15 protein-coding genes are annotated in these 19153 nt (G+C 63.5%); 12 read left to right on the top strand and 3 right to left on the bottom strand.

All coding sequences use genetic code 11. The annotated features are described in order from the left end of the window. Positions 1 to 18: 18 nt before the first annotated feature. The 3 genes from argA to ACRRNM_RS07945 all read right to left on the bottom strand — a co-directional run bounded on the left by argA (position 19) and on the right by ACRRNM_RS07945 (position 2373). A complete protein-coding gene (argA, locus tag ACRRNM_RS07955; protein WP_435627694.1) occupies positions 19 to 1341 on the bottom strand; it encodes an amino-acid N-acetyltransferase in 1323 nt (440 codons plus the stop codon). Between the two features lie 37 nt (positions 1342 to 1378). Then, positions 1379 to 1564, bottom strand: coding sequence for a tautomerase family protein (locus ACRRNM_RS07950; protein WP_435627693.1), 186 nt, complete (start codon positions 1562 to 1564; stop codon positions 1379 to 1381). A gap of 71 nt (positions 1565 to 1635) precedes the next feature. Next, entirely contained in the window at positions 1636 to 2373 is a 738-nt protein-coding gene (locus tag ACRRNM_RS07945; RefSeq protein WP_435627692.1) for a 16S rRNA (uracil(1498)-N(3))-methyltransferase, read from the bottom strand. A gap of 73 nt (positions 2374 to 2446) precedes the next feature. On the opposite strand from ACRRNM_RS07945, the gene ACRRNM_RS07940 reads away from it, so the two are divergent. The 12 genes from ACRRNM_RS07940 to ACRRNM_RS07885 all read left to right on the top strand — a co-directional run bounded on the left by ACRRNM_RS07940 (position 2447) and on the right by ACRRNM_RS07885 (position 19133). Then, positions 2447 to 3004, top strand: coding sequence for a thioredoxin family protein (locus ACRRNM_RS07940; protein ID WP_435627691.1), 558 nt, complete (start codon positions 2447 to 2449; stop codon positions 3002 to 3004). A gap of 29 nt (positions 3005 to 3033) precedes the next feature. Next, positions 3034 to 3816, top strand: a complete 783-nt coding sequence (locus ACRRNM_RS07935) for an inositol monophosphatase family protein (RefSeq protein WP_435628656.1) — start codon at positions 3034 to 3036, stop codon at positions 3814 to 3816. 13 nt (positions 3817 to 3829) lie between these two features. Then, a complete protein-coding gene (gene trkA, locus ACRRNM_RS07930) occupies positions 3830 to 5203 on the top strand; it encodes a Trk system potassium transporter TrkA (protein ID WP_435627690.1) in 1374 nt (457 codons plus the stop codon). Further along, positions 5203 to 6663, top strand: a complete 1461-nt coding sequence (locus ACRRNM_RS07925; RefSeq protein WP_435627689.1) for a TrkH family potassium uptake protein — start codon at positions 5203 to 5205, stop codon at positions 6661 to 6663. The genes trkA and ACRRNM_RS07925 overlap by 1 nt, the downstream gene beginning before the upstream one ends. 130 nt (positions 6664 to 6793) lie before the next feature. Continuing rightward, positions 6794 to 7213 carry a response regulator gene (locus ACRRNM_RS07920; RefSeq protein ID WP_435627688.1) on the top strand — a complete coding sequence of 140 codons (420 nt, stop codon included), beginning with the start codon at positions 6794 to 6796 and terminating at the stop codon, positions 7211 to 7213. Between the two features lie 8 nt (positions 7214 to 7221). After that, positions 7222 to 7716: a chemotaxis protein CheW gene (locus ACRRNM_RS07915; protein ID WP_435627687.1), complete on the top strand. Its 495-nt coding sequence runs from the start codon at positions 7222 to 7224 to the stop codon at positions 7714 to 7716. Positions 7717 to 7846: 130 nt separating this feature from the next. After that, positions 7847 to 9745: a methyl-accepting chemotaxis protein gene (locus ACRRNM_RS07910; RefSeq protein ID WP_435627686.1), complete on the top strand. Its 1899-nt coding sequence runs from the start codon at positions 7847 to 7849 to the stop codon at positions 9743 to 9745. A gap of 8 nt (positions 9746 to 9753) precedes the next feature. Continuing rightward, positions 9754 to 14187, top strand: coding sequence for a response regulator (locus ACRRNM_RS07905; protein ID WP_435627685.1), 4434 nt, complete (start codon positions 9754 to 9756; stop codon positions 14185 to 14187). A gap of 156 nt (positions 14188 to 14343) precedes the next feature. After that, entirely contained in the window at positions 14344 to 16377 is a 2034-nt protein-coding gene (locus ACRRNM_RS07900) for a radical SAM protein (RefSeq protein ID WP_435627684.1), read from the top strand. Next, on the top strand, positions 16364 to 17797 hold the full coding sequence (gene hemG, locus ACRRNM_RS07895) for a protoporphyrinogen oxidase (protein ID WP_435627683.1): 1434 nt from the start codon (positions 16364 to 16366) through the stop codon (positions 17795 to 17797). Before ACRRNM_RS07900 ends, hemG begins: the two co-directional genes overlap by 14 nt. 163 nt (positions 17798 to 17960) lie before the next feature. Next, a complete protein-coding gene (locus ACRRNM_RS07890) occupies positions 17961 to 18101 on the top strand; it encodes a hypothetical protein (protein ID WP_435627682.1) in 141 nt (46 codons plus the stop codon). Positions 18102 to 18329: 228 nt separating this feature from the next. Beyond that, complete coding sequence (locus ACRRNM_RS07885) at positions 18330 to 19133, top strand: formylglycine-generating enzyme family protein (RefSeq protein ID WP_435627681.1); 804 nt, start codon at positions 18330 to 18332, stop codon at positions 19131 to 19133. Positions 19134 to 19153: the final 20 nt, after the last annotated feature.

The following is a 19153-nucleotide window of genomic DNA, read 5'->3' as shown; positions in this document are numbered from 1 at the left end:
AGTCCGCCGCTTTCCGGTTCAAATCTTCCGCACAAACACCTTGGATTTGCGCTGGTAGTTGTACAGCGACTTTTTCTGCGCGGGCAGCGCCGAGACGTCGGCTTCAACGAAGCCGCGCTCGATGAACCAGTGCGCGGTGCGCGTGGTGAGCACGAACAATTCCTTCAGCCTCTGCATCTGCGCGAGGCTGATCATGTGGTCGAGGATGGCCTGACCATAGCCGCGATCGCGATATTGCGTGTCCACCGCGAGGCAGGCCAGCTCGGCGGCGGCCTCGTCGGGGAAGGGATAGAGCGCGGCGCAGCCGACGATGCGACGGTCATGTTCCAGCACCACGAAGCGCGCGATTTCGCGTTCCAGCAGTTCGCGGTTGCGCCGCACCAGCACCCCCGCGGCCTCCAGCGGGCGCAGCAAATGCAGGATGCCGCCGACATCCTCGATAGTGGCGGCGCGCAGGGTGTTGAGCGTGCTTTCCACGACCATCGTGCCGATACCTTCGTCGCTGAACAGCTCCTGCAGCACCGCGCCGTCGGTGTGGCGGCTGACGAGGTGAGTGCGCGCCACGCCGGCCTCGCAGGCGCGTATCGCGCAGGGCAGGAACATGCCCACGTCTTCGGGCAGCTTGCGCTTGCCGGATAGCACGGCCTGGGCCTCGGCGATGGTGAGCTCCTTGAGCAGCTTACCCTTCTTGTCATGCACGCCGTCCGTGTCCATCAGGAACATCAGCTTGTCGGCATCCAGCGCGATGGCGGTTGCGGTGGCGATGTCTTCCAGCGTGACGTTGAACACCTCGCCGGTGGGCGAGTAGCCGAGCGGCGAGAGCAGCACCACCTCGCCGAAATCCATGCGGTCGTTCAGGGCCGCAACGTCCACTTTGCGCACGCTGCCGGTGTGCATCAGGTCCACGCCTTCGACTACGCCGATGGGCTGGGCGGTGATGAAGTTGCCGCCCGCCACGCGGATGTCGGCGTTGGCCATCGGCGAATTCGCCAGCCCCATCGACAGCAGCGCCTCGATCTCGACGCGCACCCGGCCGACTGCTTCCTTCACGCACTGCAGGGTCTCCGCGTCGGTCATGCGGATACCCTGGTAATAGGTGTCACCGAGATTGTTCTTTGCGAGGTGCTGCTCGATCTGCGGGCGTGCGCCGTGCACCAGCACCAGCCGGATGCCGAGCGCGGCGAGCAGGTTGAAGTCGTGCGTCAGCTCGACGAACTTGCCGTCCGCGACCACCTCGCCGCCGAAGGCGATGACGAAGGTCTTGCCGCGAAAGGCGTTGATGTAAGGCGCGACGGAACGGAACCAGGCGACGAAGTCGGCGGGGGAAGTGGTAATCGGCATTTAAGGCTCCCTAGTGCAATACGTGCATCATGCCGCGCTATTCCTCGTCTAGCAACTGCCCGGCGATGGCCCAGTTCTCGTCGGGCAGTTCGTCGAAGGCGATGTAGGTATAGGATTTCGGCTTGAGCGCGATGCGCTCCAGCGTGTCGGTGATCTCGGCGGCGATTTTCGCCTTCTGCTCGCGGGTCAGCGTACCCGCGATGCGGATGTTGACGTAAGGCATGATGGTCTCCTTGTTTGAAGTACGTGAAAAGTGAAAGGTGAAACGTGAAACGAAAAAACTGCTCTCACATTTCACGTTTCACAAAAATCACCCCACAGCGTTTGCAGCGCGGCCAGCCCGGCGATCGCCGCGGTCTCGGTGCGCAGCACGCGCACGCCCAAACGGATCGGCGTGAAGCCGCAGCGCAGTGCGGCTTCGCTTTCCGCCTCGGCGAAGCCCCCCTCCGCGCCGATCAGCAGCGTGACCCCGCCCTGAGGTCTGGGCTGGTTATGCAGGGAGGTTGCACCCTGCGGCAGCAGGATGAGCTTCGTGCCGGGCGCTTCCTTCATTTGTTGCAGCCAGACCATGATGTCCAGCGGCGCATGGATTTCGGGCAGCAGGTTGCGCCCGCATTGTTCGCAGGCGGAGATGGCGACCTGCTGCCAGTGTTCGAGTCGCTTGGCGGCGCGTTCGGCGGACAGCCGCGCCACGCTGCGTTCGGTGGCTAGCGGCTGGATTTCCGCGACGCCCAGTTCGGTGACCTTCTGGATCACCCAGTCCATTTTTTCGCTGCTGGTCATGGCCTGCGCGAGCATGACCCGCAACGGCGATTCGCGGTCAGCATCCGTCGCACTGATGTGATCCACGGCCACGCGCCTGCCTTCGATCGCGGCGACGACGCCGTGGCACGCATTGCCGATGCCGTCGAACATTTCCACGCGATCCCCCTCGCGCAGCCGCAGCACGCGCGCGGCGTGATGCGCCGCCTCGGGCGGCAGGTCGAACGAACCGCCGGAGGGCAGGGGCGGAGGGCAGTAGAAGCGCGGCATGGTCAGCTTGCGGATGAATAATGGCTTGGGCGCGATGATATAATGCCGCGCAAAATCTTGTCAGGGATATCAAATGGTCAGCCTGCAACCACCGTTGTGCGATTTCGGCTGGAAAGCCCCCGATTTTGACCTGCCGGGCGTGGACGGCAAGCGTTACACGCTGCAAGGTGCGCGCGGTGCGAACGGCCTGCTGGTGATGTTTATCTGCAACCACTGCCCCTATGTGAAATCCATCCGCGACCGCATCGTGCGCGACGCGCGCGAACTGCAGCAGCACGGCATCAACAGCATCGCGATCATGTCCAACGACCCCGCCGACTACGAGGAAGACTCCTTCGACAACATGAAGCGGGTGGCAGCCCAGTACGGTTATCCTTTTCCCTATGTTTGGGACGAGACCCAGCGGGTCGCGAAGGATTACGGCGCAGTGTGCACCCCGGATTTCTTCGGCTTCAACGCCAAGCTGGAGCTGCAATACCGCGGGCGGCTCGATGCGTCGCGCAAGGAAGCCGCGCCGGATGCGCCGCGCGACCTGTTCGACGCGATGCTGCAGGTCGCCCGGACCGGCCAGGGGCCGCGCGAACAGATCGCCAGTATGGGCTGCTCCATCAAGTGGAAAGGTGAAGCATGACGCGGGCTTCCACGCGCAGCATGGGCGCGATGCTCAAGGCGGTGGTCGCGGCCGTCAAACTGGTCGCGGCCGAGGAGATCATGCCGCGCTATCTCAAGGTGGCGCACCAGCGCAAGAGCGACGGCAGTCTGTGCACCGAGGCGGACACCGCCGCGCAGGCCGCCCTGACGCGGAAGTTGCAGGCCATTCTCAACGTGCCGGTGCTGGGCGAGGAAATGCCCGCGAGCGAGCAGCATGCGCTATGGCAAGCCGGCCATGATGGCCTCTGGTGCATCGACCCGATCGACGGGACCTCCAATTTCGTGCGCGGCCTGCCCTATTTCGCGGTGTCCGTCGCGCTGCTGCGCAAGGGCAAGAGCCAGCTGGGCGTGGTGTACGACCCGGTCGCGGACGAGATGTTCGCCGCCGAATCGGGCAAGGGCGCGTTCCTGAACGGCGAATTGCTGATGAAGCGCGAAGCGGCGAAATCGCTGCAGCATGCCCTGGCCAACGTCGACCTGAAGCGCCTGGGCGCAAAACTGGTCACGCAGCTCGCCTCCCACCCACCCTATTCCTCGCAACGCAACTTCGGCGCAAGCGCGCTGGACTGGTGCTACACCGCCGCCGGGCGCTACGACGTGTATTTGCATGGCGGCCAGAAACTCTGGGATTATGCCGCCGGCCTGCTGGTCTTGCTGGAAGCGGGCGGTCATGCCAGTTGCATCGAGGACGACGATTTCGCGTTGGGCGATGTCTGGCAGCGCTCGGTGATTGCGGCCGGCGACAAGAAACTGTTCGACGAATGGAAGAAGTGGATACGCGCGCAGCGATGAATCGGGAGGGGACGTGAAAATACTGATACTGGGCGCGGGGCAGGTCGGCTCCACGGTAGCGGAAAGCCTGGTGAGCGAGGCGAACGACATCACCGTCGTGGATTCCGACGGCGACAAGCTACGCCAGCTGCAGGACCGGCTGGATCTGCGCACCCTGACCGGCAATGCGGCGCATCCCTCAATCCTGGAGCAGGCAGGCATCGCCGACACCGATATGCTGCTCGCGGTCACGCAAAGCGATGAGGTCAATCTGGTGGCCTGCAAGCTCGCGGCCAGCCTCTACAACACGCCGACGCGCATCGCGCGGATCCGCGCGACAAATTATCTGGAGCGGCAGGAAGTGTTCAGTGCGAGTAATTTCTGCGTGGATTATTCGATCTGTCCGGAACAGATACTCACCGAGTACATCACCAAGCTGATTGAATTTCCCGAGGCGTTGCAGGTACTGGAATTCGCCGACGGCAAGGCGTCGCTGGTCGCAGTGCGCGCCTTCGAGGGCGGGCCGCTGGTGGGCAAACCGCTGAATTTTTTGCGCAGCCACATGCCACAGGTCGAGACCCGCGTCGCGGCGATCTTCCGCAAGGACGGGCCGATCATTCCCGAGGGCAGTACCGTAGTCGAGGACGGTGACGAAATTTTCTTTATCGCCGCGACCGACAACATCCGCAGCGTACTCAGCGAGATGCGCCGCATGGACAAGCCTACCAAGCGTGTGATGATCGTCGGCGGCGGCAACATTGGCCGCCGCCTGGCCAAGGCGCTGGAGCGCGACTACCAGGTCAAACTGATCGAATACAACAAGAAATCCTGCGAGAAGCTGGCTAGCGAACTGAAGAGCACGCTGGTGCTCAACGGCGACGGCACGGACGAAAAGCTGATGCAACAGGAGCATGTCGGCGAGGTTGATGTGTTCTGCGCGCTGACCAATGACGATGAGAACAACATCATGTCTGCGCTGCTCGCCAAGCAGGGTGGTGCGCGCAAGGTGATTGCACTGATCAACCGCAGCGCCTATGTCGGCCTGGTACAGGGCGGCAAGATCGATATCGCCCTGTCCCCGGCTAATGTCACCATCGGCTCGCTGCTTGCCTACGTGCGGCAGGGCGATGTCGCGGTAGTGCATTCGTTGCGGCGCGGCGCGGCCGAGGCGCTGGAAGTGGTGGCGCACGGCGACCGCCAGTCCTCCAAAGTGGTCGGACGGCGCATCTGCGAGGTCGACCTGCCCAAGGGCGCGACCATAGGCGCGATCGTGCGCGGCGACGAGGTCATCATGGGACACCATGACACGCGCATCGAGGCGGAAGACCATGTCATCGTGTTCGTCATCGATAAGCGCACTGTGAAAAAAGTCGAGAAACTGTTTCAGGTCAGCATAGGGTTCTTCTGATGCAACGCACGCTGACCGTTATCCACGCGCTTGGCCTGTTGCTGGTGATGTTCAGCATTGCCTATGTCATACCAGTGGCCACTTCGCTGATCTATGCAGACAACACCATGCTGCTGGATTTCCTGCTGGCGATGGTGTGGACTGCAGGAGCAGGCTTTTTGATGTGGGTGCTGACGCGCCGCTACAGGGGCGAGCTGTCCATCCGCCATGGCTACCTGCTGGTGGTGACGATGTGGACGGCGATGCCGCTGTTCGCCACGATTCCCCTGCTCCTGGCAATACCCGGGCTATCGTTGACTGACGCCTATTTCGAAACCATGTCCGGCTTGACCACCACCGGCGCGACCGTGCTGACCGGGCTGGATAACCTCTCGCCGGCGATCAACATTTGGCGGCACGAACTAAACTGGCTGGGAGGGCTGGGCGTCATCGTGCTGGCGGTGGCAGTGCTGCCGTTGCTTGGTATCGGTGGTCGCCAGTTGTTCAAGGCCGAAATGCCGGGGCCGATGAAAGACGCCGCGCTCGCGCCGCGCATCGCCGATACAGCGCGCAACCTGTGGGTGGTGTATGTCGTTATTACATTGTTCTGTATTGGCGCTCTGAAATTGGCCGGGATGAACTGGCTGGATGCGGTCTGTCATGGCTTTGCCACCATGGGTCTGGGCGGTTCTTCCACACATGATGCCAGCATCGGCTACTTCGATTCACCGCTGATCGAGTTCGTGATGATCGTGTTCATGCTGTTCGCGGTGATCAACTTCGCCACGCATTTTCTGGTTTGGCGCAGCAAGTCGTTATCCGTTTATCTCGGTGATGCCGAAGGGCGTGCCGCAGTGGGCCTGATCCTGGTGAGCTGTCTCGGTATTGCCGTGTTTTTGTGGTGGCAGAATGTGTATTCCGATTTCCCGACGGCTTTGCGCCATGCTAGTTTTAATGTCGTTTCGATCGGTGCCAGCTCCGGGTTCACCAGCGTCGATTATGGTCTATGGCCGATCTTCGCGCCGCTGTGGATGATGTTCATCGGATGTATCGCGGCCAGCTCAGGCTCCACCGGCGGCGGCATCAAGATGATCCGCACACTGGTGCTGGTGAAGCAGGCCGGGCGGGAGTTCCTCAAGCTGCTGCACCCGGCGGCCATCAACCCGATGAAGATCGGCGGTCATGTGGTGCCGAACAACATCGTGTTCGCCGTACTGGGTTTCATCTTCCTGTATTTCATGACCATCGCGACGCTGACCTTCGTACTGCTGATCAGCGGCCTGGATTTCATTACCGCATTCTCGGCGGTACTGGCCTGCGTCAATAATTTCGGCCCTGGGCTGGGTGCGGTCGGACCAGGCAGCAACTATGCCGGCTTGACCGATTTCCAAACCTGGGTGTGCACCTTCGGCATGCTGGTCGGGCGCCTGGAAATCTTCACCGTGCTGATCCTGTTTACGCCGTATTTCTGGCGGCGGTAATTGAGCCCGAATAGGTTAGGGTTTACCCCTCAATTCTGCGGTTGCGCTGAGCAGTTCCCGGGTTAGCATTGATACCGCAAGCTGCTCAGAAAAACCACACAGGCGCCGGACATCGAACAGGGAGGCAAAGTTGGTCGAGAATCTGCCATTGTCGGGAAAGAAAGTGGTGCTGATCGACGACAGCAACACCATCCGGCGCAGCGGCGAAATTTTCCTGTCGCAGGCCGGCTGCCAGGTCGTGCTGTCAGAAGACGGCTTCGACGGCCTGTCCAAGGTTGTCGAACACCGGCCCGACCTGATTTTCGTGGACGTGATCATGCCGCGCCTCGACGGCTACCAGACCTGTGCCCTGATCAGGAATCACCCCGACTTCGGAAATATCCCCGTGGTCATGCTGACCAGCAAGGATGCGCTGTTCGACCGCGCGCGTGCGAAACTGGTCGGCTCGAAGCAATACCTCATCAAGCCCTTCACCAAAAAGAGCCTAGTGGAAGCCGTCGCAACCCATACGCGCCAGCCGGAAGAGCCGCGCGATGGCGATGCCCCATAGAGCTATCCATGTCCAGGCGTATCAATCTGCGCGAATTCCAGCAGGACCTGATCGATCGCATGCAGGCCAAGGGCCGCACCGGCGATCAAATCTCCACGCTGGGCGTGCAAATCGCGGGGCAGAACTGGGTGGTCGACATGCATGACCTCGGCGGGATAGCGCCGCTGCCGCCGCTGACGGCGGCCCCGCTCGCCAAGCCTTGGTTCCTCGGCATGATCAACTTGCGCGGCGTGCTGTACGGCGTGACCGACCTGGCCGCCTATCGGCAACAAGGCAAGGCATCCGGTGAGGCGGCCAACCGCGTGCTGCTGGTTGCCGAACGACACGAATTCAATGCGGCCTTGCTGGTGGAGCGTGTGCTGGGGCTGCGCAACGCCCGCGCCTGGGAGCGAAGCGAGGCCGGCGGGCAAGTCCGATACCGCGACGAGCAGGGAAATACCTGGAACAAGCTGGATATAGTGGGCTTGCTCGGGCAACCGGAGTTTTTGCAGATCGGCGCCTAGCGAGCGGATAAAGGGAAGCGACATGGCATTCAGGCTGCGCGGTAAAAAAGACACTGAAGCGGAACGGGGAACCGGAGGCAAGCCGCTATCGCCGTCAGCGGAGCGCCTCCCGGCTACACGGAAAATAAGATTGCTGGGTGCTTCGCTGGTGATGTTCCTCGCCGTGGCTGCCGCGGCAGCCTATCTCAACAGCCGAGAGGCGGACTATACCGCGCGCTACCTGACGCAATCCGGCAAGCTGCTGCTGCTGTCGCAGCGCCTCGCCAAGGATGCGCAGCTGAGCGCGCTGGGCGATGCCCCCGCATTGCAGGCGCTGGCCCAGAGCAAGGAAAACTTCGCCGGTATCCTGCGTCTGCTGGACAAGGGAGACGGCAGCCTGCCGGCCACCGGCGGCGCGGCGCGTGCAGTGCTGGATGAACTGATGGCGACCGCGAACAAGACTCTCGCGGACGTGCAGGCGCTGGAGGAAGGCCGCCTCGGCCTGATGACGCTGAGCGCCACCGTTGCCGGGATCGAGGCTACGAGCGCCGAGCTTCGCAGCCTGACCCAGGGGCTGATCGATTCCGCCGCCGACGCACAGAAAAAACCGGCGATCCGCTTCGCCCTGTCCGTGGAACGGATCGCCAAGGATGCCGCACGGGCCCTGGTGGCCGATGTATCCCCCGGGCAACTGGCTGCGCTGGGCAGCGAGGCCACCGCCGCCGAGGAAAGCCTCGCCGCGCTGCCGGCGGCGGACCCGGCGGTGCAGCGGCTGGCCATCCTGTTCGAACCCTACCGCGGCAACATCAAGATTTTGAACGAGCAGGCGAGCAGCCTGGTGAAGGCGAAGAGCGCGGCCAAATCGATTTCAAGCAACATCGACCTGGTGCTGGCGAAAAGCCAGCGGCTGATCGACGCGTACCAGTCGGGTGTGGCCGCGCGCCTTGCCGGCCCGGTCACGGTGCTGGCCGGGGCGCTGGTGCTGCTGCAACTGCTGATCCTGGCGAAAATTTACCTGAACGATTCGCGCCAGCGCGCCGAGGAGGCTGAAAATTCCAACCGGCGCAACCAGGAGGCGATCCAGCGTCTCATGAAAGAATTGAGCGAACTCGCGGAAGGCAACCTGACGGTGCGCGCCACGGTGTCGGAAGGCGTCACCGGCGCGATCGCCGGCGCGGTGAATTACACCACCGAGGAACTGCGCAAGCTGGTGGCGCGCATCATGGTGGCAACCGACCAGATGGGGCACGCGACGCACCAGGCCGAGCAGATTTCCAAAGGCTTGCTGGAAGCGGCACAGAAACAGGCGGGAGAAATCCGCAAGGCCGGCGAGTCGGTGCAATCGATGGCGGCCTCGATCCGCGAGGTGGACAGCAGCGCCGCCAGGGCGACTGAGGTCGGGCAGCGCACGCTGACGGCCACCGAGCGCGGCGGGCTGGCGGTGCGCAACAGCATCGCCGGCATGGACGGCATCCGTGAACAGATCCAGGACACCTCCAAGCGCATCAAGCGCCTCGGCGAAAGCTCGCAGGAGATCGGCGAGATCGTCGACCTGATCTCCGACCTCACCGAGCTGACCAACGTGCTGGCGCTGAACGCGGCGATCCAGGCAGTCTCCGCGGGCGAGGCGGGGAGAGGTTTCTCGGTGGTCGCCGAGGAGGTGCAGCGCCTCGCGGAACGCTCCGCCGAGGCGACCAAGCAGATCGGCGCGCTGGTGAAGACTATCCAGGGCGATACGCAGGACGCCATCGCGGCGATGGAAAAGAGCACACTGGGCGTGGTGGAAGGCGCGAAGCTCTCCGACGTGGCCGGGCAATCGCTGAAGGAGATCGAGCAGGTATCGAGGGAGCTCGCGGCGCTGATCGACGGCATCTCTTCCTCCACCCAGATGCAGAGCGACATGGCCGGCAAGGTGGCGCACGCGATGCACAACATCCTGCAGATCACCCAGCAGGCCACCGACGGCACGCGCCTCACGGCCAACTCGGTCGCGCAGCTCACCAACCTGTCCGCCGACCTGAAGGGTTCGGTGTCGGGCTTCAAGCTGTAGGTTGACCGATGGCCGACGCCACCCAACCCGGCCGCGATACACTGGACAATGCACTGTCCGGAATCGGTGCGCCCCTGGAACAATACCTGGCCGCGCCCGACAACGTGGCTGCGCTGGATGCGGCGCGCGGCGGGCTGCACCGTTTGCTCGACGCCCTGAGGGACGCACGCCTCTACGGCACGGCCGCATTCTGCACCGAACTGAAAACCGTACTGGACGAACTGTCATCCCAGCCGGGCATGTTCTCAGACCTGCACCGCGGTGTGCTGCAGCAGGCGCTGGCCGGCCTCGCCCACCACCTCGATGCGCTGGCCAACGGCGCGGATGATGCCGCACTACGGCTGTTTCCCGAATACCAGGCGCTGCAGCAGTTGCGCGGCCTGGAAGTCTCGTTCGAGTTGGACTTGTTCCATCCCAACCTGGACGTGCAGTTACCGCAACGGATACTGGACATGCCTCCGGAGGACGATGCCCCGCAGCGGCTGAGGGCGCTGCGCAGCCGCTACCAGCAGGGGCTGCTGCACTGGCTGCGCAAGGACGCTGCGCCCGTGGCGTTGCAGGCGATGCAAGAGGCGCTGGAAGGCGCGATGCGCTGTATGCCGCCGGACGGCAGCCGCGCATTCTGGTGGGTCGCCGGCGGGCTGCTCGAATGTTTGCGGCTGGACGGAATGCCCGCGTGGCCGAATACCAGCCATCTGCTGGGGCGCATAGACCAGCAGATGCGTGCGGCTGCCGAGGGGCACGCCGGCGAGGCGCAGACTATCCTGAACGAGATGCTCTACCTGATCGGGAGCAGCAGCGCCGCAAGCGATCCGGCGGAGGAAATCCGGCAGGCCTATGCACTGGAATTTTACCTGCCCTTGCCTGCCGCCCTGCCGCCCAACGAAGCGGCGCAGATTCTCGCGGCGATGCGCGATCGCCTGCAGGCCGCCGAGAAAAGCCTGGAGTGGTGCGTACAGGGCAATCGCATGGCCTGCGAAAAATTCGCCCAGCATGCCGGGCAGCTCGCGGCGCAGGCCGACAGGCTCGGCCGCAACGCCCTGCAATACCTGGCGCAGCAGGCATGCGCGCTGGCGCAACAGGCGGGCGAGCCGGAGAACCTGCGGCTCATCGCCCTCGACATGGCGATGGCCTTGCTGCTGCTGGGCAGCGGCATCCGGCATTACGGCAAGCTGAATAGCGGATTCCTCAAGGAAGCGCGCATCTTGTCGGAGCGCATGCAGGCGGCATTGACGCAGCAGCCCGAGGATGCACAGCAACTGGCCGAACTGGTGCATCTGCATTGCCTGCAGCAACAGGGCGACGTAAAGATCCACCTGTTCAACGAAATGCTGGCGAACCTCCAGTATGTCGAGCAGGGCTTGAGAGCCTTTTTCACCGACCCGGCCAAGCGCAATGAGCTGGGCGAGCTGCTGCGCCTGTGCGGCCAGATCCGGGGCGGCCTGCACATCGTGTCCCTGGAACAGGCGGAGCAGTTGCTGGTCGCCATCCAGGGTTGCATCCGCCGTTTCGCGCAGAGCGACGATGTCCCGGAACCGGCGGATGACCATGCCCTGTCTGGCGCAATAAACGCGCTGCAAAAATACCTGCGTCATCTGGCGCGGGGCGAGGCCGGCGATGCTTCCTCATTGCAAACGGCATGGGGCTGGATGGTGAAGCTGCGGCAGCCCCCTGCGGCGGCAGCCGTTGCGCCCGAGCCGCGCGGCATCGAGATGCCGTACCCGGCGGGCGAGGACCAGGAATTGCTCGAGGTGTTCCTGGAAGAGGCGCAGGAAGTGCTGCACACCCTGCGCAATAACCTGGAAGCCTGCCGGCTGCACCTCAGCCGCGAGTTCCTGGTGAATATCCGGCGCGGCTTCCACACCCTCAAGGGCAGCGGGCGTATGGTCGGCCTGACTGACCTCGGCGAAGTCGCATGGAACGTTGAGCGCGCACTGAACAAGTGGCTGCAGGACAACCGGCCGCCCACCCCCGGATTGCTGGACTTCATCGCCGGGGCGGAACGGCGATTCACCGGCTGGGTAGATGCGCTCAACAGCCAGGGCGGGGTAAGCGTCGAGGCGGGCGACCTGGCAGCAACCGCGCAGCAGATCGAGAACGGCATCGAGCCAGGGGAGGCGGCAGAACAGCCTCCAGGGGGTGAGCCTGTGGCAACTCCCGAGAAAGAAGCCGTCCCGCCCTCCGCGCCGGTGGACAAGGCAGCGACGCTCATTCCTCTTCAGTCTTCTCCGGCCATGCCCGTCGCTGCGGGAAAGCCGCAGGCCCGCGACGATATCGATGCACAAATGCTGCCGGTCTTCCTGGAAGAGGCGGACGAGTTGTGCCCGCAGATAGGCGCCGGGCTGCGCGCCTGGCGCGACCAGCCGGGCGACGAACGACAGCCGCAACTGCTGCTGCAACTGCTGCACACCCTCAAGGGCAGCGCACGCATGGCGGGTGCGATGCGCACTGGCGGCATCGCGCACGAAATGGAAGAGCAGGTATTGTCCGCCGCCCGGGCGGCCGCACAGCCGGAGCTCCTGGATGTGCTGGAAAGCGGCCTCGACCACATCGCCAGCCAGATCGAAAAACTGCGTGGCGGTGCGGCCGGCGCCGAGCCACGCGTGGCCGAATACACGGGTGTCGAGCGCAGGAGGGAACAGCGTGTGCCGGAAGGCGGCGGGATGTTGCGCGTGCACGCCGACCTTGTCAAACGGCTGGCCAGCGAGGCAGGTGAAATCAGCATGGCGCGTTCGCGCATCGAAACCGAGATGCGCGCCTTTAAGGAGGGATTGCTGGAGCTGACCGGCAGCGTGGTACGCCTGCGCAAGCAATTGCGCGAAATCGAGATGCAGGCGGAAAGCCGGATGCAGGCGCGCGCCTCATTGACGCCAGGCAGCGCGGAACGGTTCGACCCGCTGGAATTCGACCGCTTTACCCGCCTGCAGGAATTGACGCGTTTCATGAACGAGAGCGTGCATGACGTGCAGACCGTGCAGCAATCGCTGCTGAAGAATTTTGAGGTGACGGCAGCCGCGCTGGCCGCCCAGGGGCGCCAGAGCCGTGAGCTGCAGCAGAACCTGATGAACGTGCGCATGGTGTCGTTTGCCAGCATTGCCGAGCGGCTGTACCGCGTCGTGCGGCAGGCGGCGAAAGAGTTGAACAAGCGCGCCAACCTCGAACTGCTTGGCACGGAGCTGGAGCTGGACCGCAGCATGCTGGAGAGAATGACGGCATCCTTCGAACACCTGCTGCGCAATGCGCTGGCACACGGCATCGAAAGCGAAGCGGTGCGCGTGCAGCGCGGCAAGAATCCCATCGGCGAAATTCGCCTGGGCTTGCGCCACGCAGGCAACGAGCTGGTGTTCGAGTTCAGCGACGACGGTGCGGGGCTGGATCTTGTCGCATTGCGCGAAAAGGCGCTCGCCAAAGGGCTGCTCAGACCGGACGAGGCGGCCGGCGACGGGCGGCTTGCGCAACTGGTTTTCATCTCGGGCATCTCCACCGCAACCGAAGTGACGGAAGTGGCGGGGCGGGGCATCGGCCTGGATGTGGTGCATAGCGAAATCGCCGCGCTGGGCGGGCGCATCGAGGTGAGTTCGCAGCAAGGGCTGGGCACGCGCTTTACCATCCATCTGCCGCTCACGCTGGCGGTCACGCATGTGCTGCTGGTGCGTTCCGGCAAGGAGACTTATGCGATTCCCTCCAATATGGTGGAGCAGGCGCGCCAGGTTAAACCGGCGGAGCTGGCGCAGTTTTACCGCGACCGCCAGGTCGAGTGGCAGGGACACCTTTACCCGCTGCACTACCTGCCGCACCTGCTCGGCGATAGCGGGTGCGAACCGGAAGAGCAGAGGCACAATCCGCTGGTGCTGTTGCATAGCGGCGAGCAGCGCATCGCCCTGCATGTGGACGGGCTGCTGGGCAACCAGGAAGCGGTGGTAAAGAACACCGGCCCGCAACTGGCGCAATTGCCGGTCATCGCCGGCGCGACCGTGCTGGGCAGCGGTGCGGTGGCGCTGATCCTGAATCCGGCGCAACTGGCACAGCGCGTTGCGGCCCCCGTCAAGGCTGCGCCGGAAGAGCCGCCGGCACAACCGCTGGTGATGGTGGTGGACGACTCGCTGACCGTGCGCAAGGTCACGACGAGGCTGCTGATGCGCGCCGGCTACCGGGTCGCCACGGCCAAGGATGGCATGGATGCGCTGGAGCAGCTCGGCGGGACACTACCGGCCGTGATGCTGCTGGACATCGAAATGCCGCGCATGGACGGCTTCGAACTGACCAAGCACCTGCGCCGCGATGCCAGAACGCAACATCTGCCCATCATCATGATCACCTCGCGCGCGGCGGACAAGCACCGCGACTACGCGCTGCAACTGGGCGCGAACGCCTACCTCGGCAAGCCTTACCAGGAAGATGAACTGCTGAAAGAAATCGTCAGCTTTGCTGCCCTGCCGTAGACTACGCAGCAGCTCTTTAAGGTTCCGATACAAGGAACCGATCACGATTCGCTATATCATGTCGCGAGTGAAGGTTTATTGTTTAGCTGTCTGAAATGAAGCAGCAGGCAGGCTTTGTGCGGATGCCTGCGATTTGGATTTTATAGGTTCCCGATAATGGATGCGCCCGGTACCACAAACGATTTATTCCTGCTCGCCATCAACCTGACCCAGCGCTGCAACCTCGCCTGCGCCCATTGCTACATGGATGCGGAAACGATGCAGCATGGCGGTGCAAACGAACTCACCACCGACGAGGTGCGCGGCCTGCTGGACGAGGTTGCGGGACGCAGCACCGAGACCATGGTCGTGCTCACCGGCGGCGAGCCGCTGCTGCGCGGCGATCTGGAGGAGTTGGTGGCCCACGGCGCCGGGCACGGCCTTGCGATGGTGGTGGGAACGAACGGTGTGGCGCTCACCGAAAAACGCGTGCAGTCGCTGAAGGCAGCCGGCGCATTGGGTGTCGGCATCAGCGTCGATTCCCTCGATCCCGAAAGGCACGATGCCTTCCGCGGATTGCCCGGCGCGTGGGAAAAAACCATGGCGGGCATCGAAGCCTGCAAGCGCCACGGCCTGCCCTTCCAGATTCACTTCTCGGTCACCGAAGCCAATGCCGACGAAGTCCCGTCGATGATAGCTTTTGCGCGCGCAGCCGGAGCGCGCGTGCTGAACGTGTTTTTCCTGGTGTGTACCGGGCGCGGCGAGTCCATGTCGGACATCAGCCCCATCACCTATGAAAGGGTGCTCAACCAGCTCGTGGCGGCGCAGGAGCAGAGCCGCGACCTGCTGATCCGCGCGCGCTGCGCACCGCATTACAAGCGCATCGCCTACCAGCGCGACCCCGCTTCGACGCTCACCCGCGCAGCGGGCTACGAGGGCGGCGGTTGCCTCGCGGGCATCCATTACTGCCGCATCACGCCGGAAGGCGGAGTGACGGCCTGTCCCTATATCCCGACCGAAGAAGGCAACATCCGCGACACAAAATTCTGGGACATCTGGAATCAGTCGCCCACCTTCCGGTCGCTGCGCAATCCCATGCTGCAGGGGAAGTGCGGCAGTTGCGAATTCAGGAAGCTGTGCGGCGGCTGCCGCGCGCGGCCGCTCGCGCTGGGCGGCGGCATGATGGACACCGATCCCTGGTGCGTCCATGTGCCCGATGGGGCTGCGGTCATCGAGCCGCTGATTGAACAGCCGAAAAAACTTGCCTGGAGCGAAGAGGCGGAGAAGCGCCTCGCGCGCGCCCCTTCCTTTTTGCGCAAGATGGTCAGGAACCGCGCCGAAAGCCATGTGGCCGAACTGGGTTTGCGGATGGTGACCGAAGAACATCTTGCCACCCTGGCCGCCAGACGCTTCGGCAGCAACGGGCCGCCGCGGCCGAATATTCAGGTGGAAAGCATCAGGCAGGGCGATACGCTGTCGTGGAGCGAAGAGGCAAGAGCGCGTCTCGCCGCCATGCCCGCCTTCCTGCAGCAAGGGGTGTGTGCGATCGCCGAGGAGGTCGCGCGTTCCGAGGGCAGACTGGAAGTCAACGTCAAGCTCCTGGACCGGCTGGAATCTGAACAACAATCCGGTCGCAGCTTGCGGTGGGCTGTTGAAGCGGATCGATTGCTGACGGAGTTTCTCGCTGAAAAAAAACCTCAGGTGCGCATGTTCGTCGCGCCCGCGCTGGAAAGCGCGGCAGAACAAATTGCTGACAAGAGGCATGCAACAACAGTAGAGCAAGCCGATGTCGAGGCTGCCATCGCCCGGCTGACCGGCGGCGTGGAATGGGATGAGGACGCGCTGGCGCGCGTGCTGTCCGCGCCGGACTTCATCCGCGCGGGCATCAAGAAGGCCGCCGAATTCAATGCGCGCAAGGAAGGCTTGGCGCGCATCACCTCCGGTGACCTGACGCGCTTTCGCAACCACGCGATGATGCGCGCGGTACAGCGCATGAAGGGCTTCGGGATGCAGGAGCTGAGCTTCGATGCCTACGCGATCGCGCGCGAGCGCGTGCCGCGCCTCAAGGAAAATCCCGAAGCCGACAAGCGTTTTGATACCATCCGCAGCTTCGTTGCGGCGCGCGAAAACCCGGGCGACTTGCTGGGTCATGACTTGCTCGAAGATATGAAGGCGCAGCTCAAGGCAAACAAGCGGAATGGACAAGATTGACGTACTGATTATCGGCGGTGGCATCTCGGGGCTCGCCTCGGCTTGGTGGCTGGCGCGCGCAGGCATGTCCGTCGAAGTCTGGGAGGCCGGCGAACGGCCGGGCGGCAAGATTGCGAGCACGAGGCAGGACGGTTATCTCACCGAACGCGCCGCGTCCATGGTGTTGAATTTTCGCCCCGAGGTTGCGGAACTGGTGCGCGAGGCGGGGCTGGAAACGGCGAAGACTACCCGCTTGCCTGCCGCCGAGGCGCGCCGTTACCTGCTGCATGGAGGGTGTCTGCAAGCACTGCCGATGCGGCTCGGTGCGATGGTGGCTTCGCCCCTGTGGAGCCTGCGCGGCAAGCTGCGCCTGCTCGCCGAACCTTTTGTATTCTCCGGCGGGCGAGCCGATGAGCCGGTCAGCGAGTTCATCACCCGCCGGCTGGGACGCGAGGTGCTGGAAAAGGCCATGGAGCCTTTCATCGCCGGCATGCTGGCGGCGGATGCGGATCAGGCCAGCGCCGCTGCCGTCCTGCCGCGCCTGGTTGCGCTGGAACAACGCTATGGCAGCATAGCTGCCGGGGTGCTGGTCAACCGCATATTGCGCAAGCGCGCGGCCAGCACCACCGAAGCCTTTTCCTTTCGCGGCGGTATGGGCACGCTCGCGGAAACGTTGGCCAGGACGCCCGGAATCGATCTGCGCACCGGCCATGCTGCGGAAGAACTGGTGCGCGAGCGGGACGGCTGGCAGGCCGTGGCGGCGACCCCCTATGGGCAGCGCACCGTATCCGCAAGCCAGGTGATCGTGGCAACCTCGGCGCCTGCGGCGGCGGCGCTGGTTGATACGCTGGATGACGAGCTGGCGGAATTGCTGCGCGGCATCGGCTACGCCAGCGTAACGGTGGTGCACATGGGGCTGGCGCGCGATGCGGTGGGGCATGCGCTGGACGGCAGCGGATTCCTGGCGCCGAAGCGGGAAAGCGCCACCCTCACGGGCAACCTGTGGATGAGCGCGCTGTTTCCGGACCGCGCGCCGCCGGGAAAAGTCCTGCTGACTTCCTATCTCGGCGGTGCGCGCGCCCCTCGGGTGGTTGACCTGGACGATGCACGCATAGCGGACGAGGCGTTCGGAACGCTGCGCCCGCTGATCGGCCTGAAAGCCGACCCGGAGATGGTGCGCATCGACCGGCACCGCGAGGCGCTGCCGCTGTATCACGGCGCCTACCAGGCACGCATGCGGGCGATCGCGGCGCGCCTGCAGCATCTTCCCGGCCTGCACCTCGAGGCCAACTACCGGGGCGGGGTGTCGGTGCGCGACCGCCTTGCCTGCGGCCATGCCGTGGCGAACCGCATCCTGGGAGCGCGGCATTGGCCAGCCGTCGAGCGCAACAAGTACGGGGAAACGGGGAAGCCGGACGAGGCGGCCGCATACTCCTTATGAGCGATGGGTATACTGCGTTTGGATGGGAATCTAAAAAAATGGGCGCGCACTCGATAGTCAGCAGCAAAGCAGCGGAGGGGCGGAAGGATGTTGAAATGCAATATCCGTTCAGATTCAGTCCCTGCGTTACAATTGCGCTCACTCACCCCGGGGGGCAGGACGAATGATCAACAATATTCTTGAAATGTGGTATTGGACGCTCATGCTGGGAGCGTTTCTTGGTTTTGCCATCTATTACAGCTATTGTTTTTTGCGGGATTTGTGGACTGCCTTCAAGAAACGCATGGCGGATTCCGACCTGTAGTTCCCGGGTGTTCTGCATCCGCCTTCATGTTGAAGTGCATGAGGCTATTTCGATGAGGCCGCCGGCTGTAGTAAAATTTCGCAATCAGGCCGGAAAATAAAAAACCAGCTCAACGGGCGTAATGGCGATACGGAACCGAAACGGTTACATCAGGCTTGTCGAGGAATCCAATCCAACCTAACGATGCTGCGAAGCTGCAATATTGACTCACAGGAGAATAAAGTGAAGGTGTTTAGAATTATCTTGATGGTACTGGCATTCATCTCGCTTCAGGCTCACGCGAAAGACGAGCGCAAGCCGGCTGCGAAAGAAAAAGGCGGCGCCAGCATGCCGGCTGGCAAGGTTTTCAAGGACTGCGCCGATTGCCCCGAGATGGTGGCGATCCCGGCGGGGAGCTTCGACATGGGGTCGAATAGCGGAGACGATAACGAAAAGCCCGTGCACCGCGTCACCATCGGCTATGCCTTTGCGATAGGCAAGACCGAAGTCACGCAAGGCCTGTGGAAGGCCATCATGGGCAACAACCCCAGCAAGTTCGCCACCTGCGGCGACAATTGCCCGGTGGAGCAGGTGAGCTGGGACGATATCCAGACCTTCCTCGAGAAGTTCAACGCCAAGACCGGGAAAAAATACCGCCTGCCTAGTGAAGCGGAGTGGGAGTACGCCTGCCGTGCGGGCGCGCAGCAGCAATACTGCGGCGGCGACAATCTGGACAGCGTTGGCTGGTATGGCGGGCTGGCGAAACCGGCGGGCAACAGCGGCAAGGCGACCAACCCGGTCGCAACCAGGCAGCCGAATGCCTGGGGGCTGTACGACATGAGCGGCAACGTGTGGGAATGGGTGGAGGACGTCTACCACGACAGCTACAAGGATGCCCCCGCGGACGGCAGCGCGTGGCAAGGAGACAGCCTGTTGCGCGTGCCCCGTGGCGGCGGCTGGAGCTACGCCCAGACCGCGGCCAAGCGCGGCGGAAGCGAATCCGATTACCGTTTCGGCACCATCGGCTTCCGCCTCGCGAGGACGCTACCGTAGTGCTTGGCGGGCATGGCGAG

This window comes from Ferrigenium straubiae (assembly GCF_051257895.1).
GTDB classification, from domain to species: Bacteria; Pseudomonadota; Gammaproteobacteria; order Burkholderiales; family Gallionellaceae; genus Gallionella; species Gallionella straubiae.
Note: the sequence above shows the minus strand (reverse complement) of the source record. Positions and strands in the feature narration are given on the sequence as shown.

Bases quoted from the DNA above. Each gene is read 5' to 3' on its own strand.
- ACRRNM_RS07905 (WP_435627685.1), top strand. From the start codon at position 9,754: ATGGCCGACGCCACCCAACCCGGCCGCGATACACTGGACAATGCACTG.
- argA (WP_435627694.1), bottom strand. From the start codon at position 1,341: ATGCCGATTACCACTTCCCCCGCCGACTTCGTCGCCTGGTTCCGTTCC.
- ACRRNM_RS07915 (WP_435627687.1), top strand. From the start codon at position 7,222: ATGTCCAGGCGTATCAATCTGCGCGAATTCCAGCAGGACCTGATCGAT.
- ACRRNM_RS07900 (WP_435627684.1), top strand. From the start codon at position 14,344: ATGGATGCGCCCGGTACCACAAACGATTTATTCCTGCTCGCCATCAAC.
- ACRRNM_RS07935 (WP_435628656.1), top strand. From the start codon at position 3,034: ATGCTCAAGGCGGTGGTCGCGGCCGTCAAACTGGTCGCGGCCGAGGAG.
- hemG (WP_435627683.1), top strand. From the start codon at position 16,364: ATGGACAAGATTGACGTACTGATTATCGGCGGTGGCATCTCGGGGCTC.
- ACRRNM_RS07950 (WP_435627693.1), bottom strand. From the start codon at position 1,564: ATGCCTTACGTCAACATCCGCATCGCGGGTACGCTGACCCGCGAGCAG.
- ACRRNM_RS07945 (WP_435627692.1), bottom strand. From the start codon at position 2,373: ATGCCGCGCTTCTACTGCCCTCCGCCCCTGCCCTCCGGCGGTTCGTTC.
- ACRRNM_RS07940 (WP_435627691.1), top strand. From the start codon at position 2,447: ATGGTCAGCCTGCAACCACCGTTGTGCGATTTCGGCTGGAAAGCCCCC.
- ACRRNM_RS07890 (WP_435627682.1), top strand. From the start codon at position 17,961: ATGATCAACAATATTCTTGAAATGTGGTATTGGACGCTCATGCTGGGA.
- ACRRNM_RS07925 (WP_435627689.1), top strand. From the start codon at position 5,203: ATGCAACGCACGCTGACCGTTATCCACGCGCTTGGCCTGTTGCTGGTG.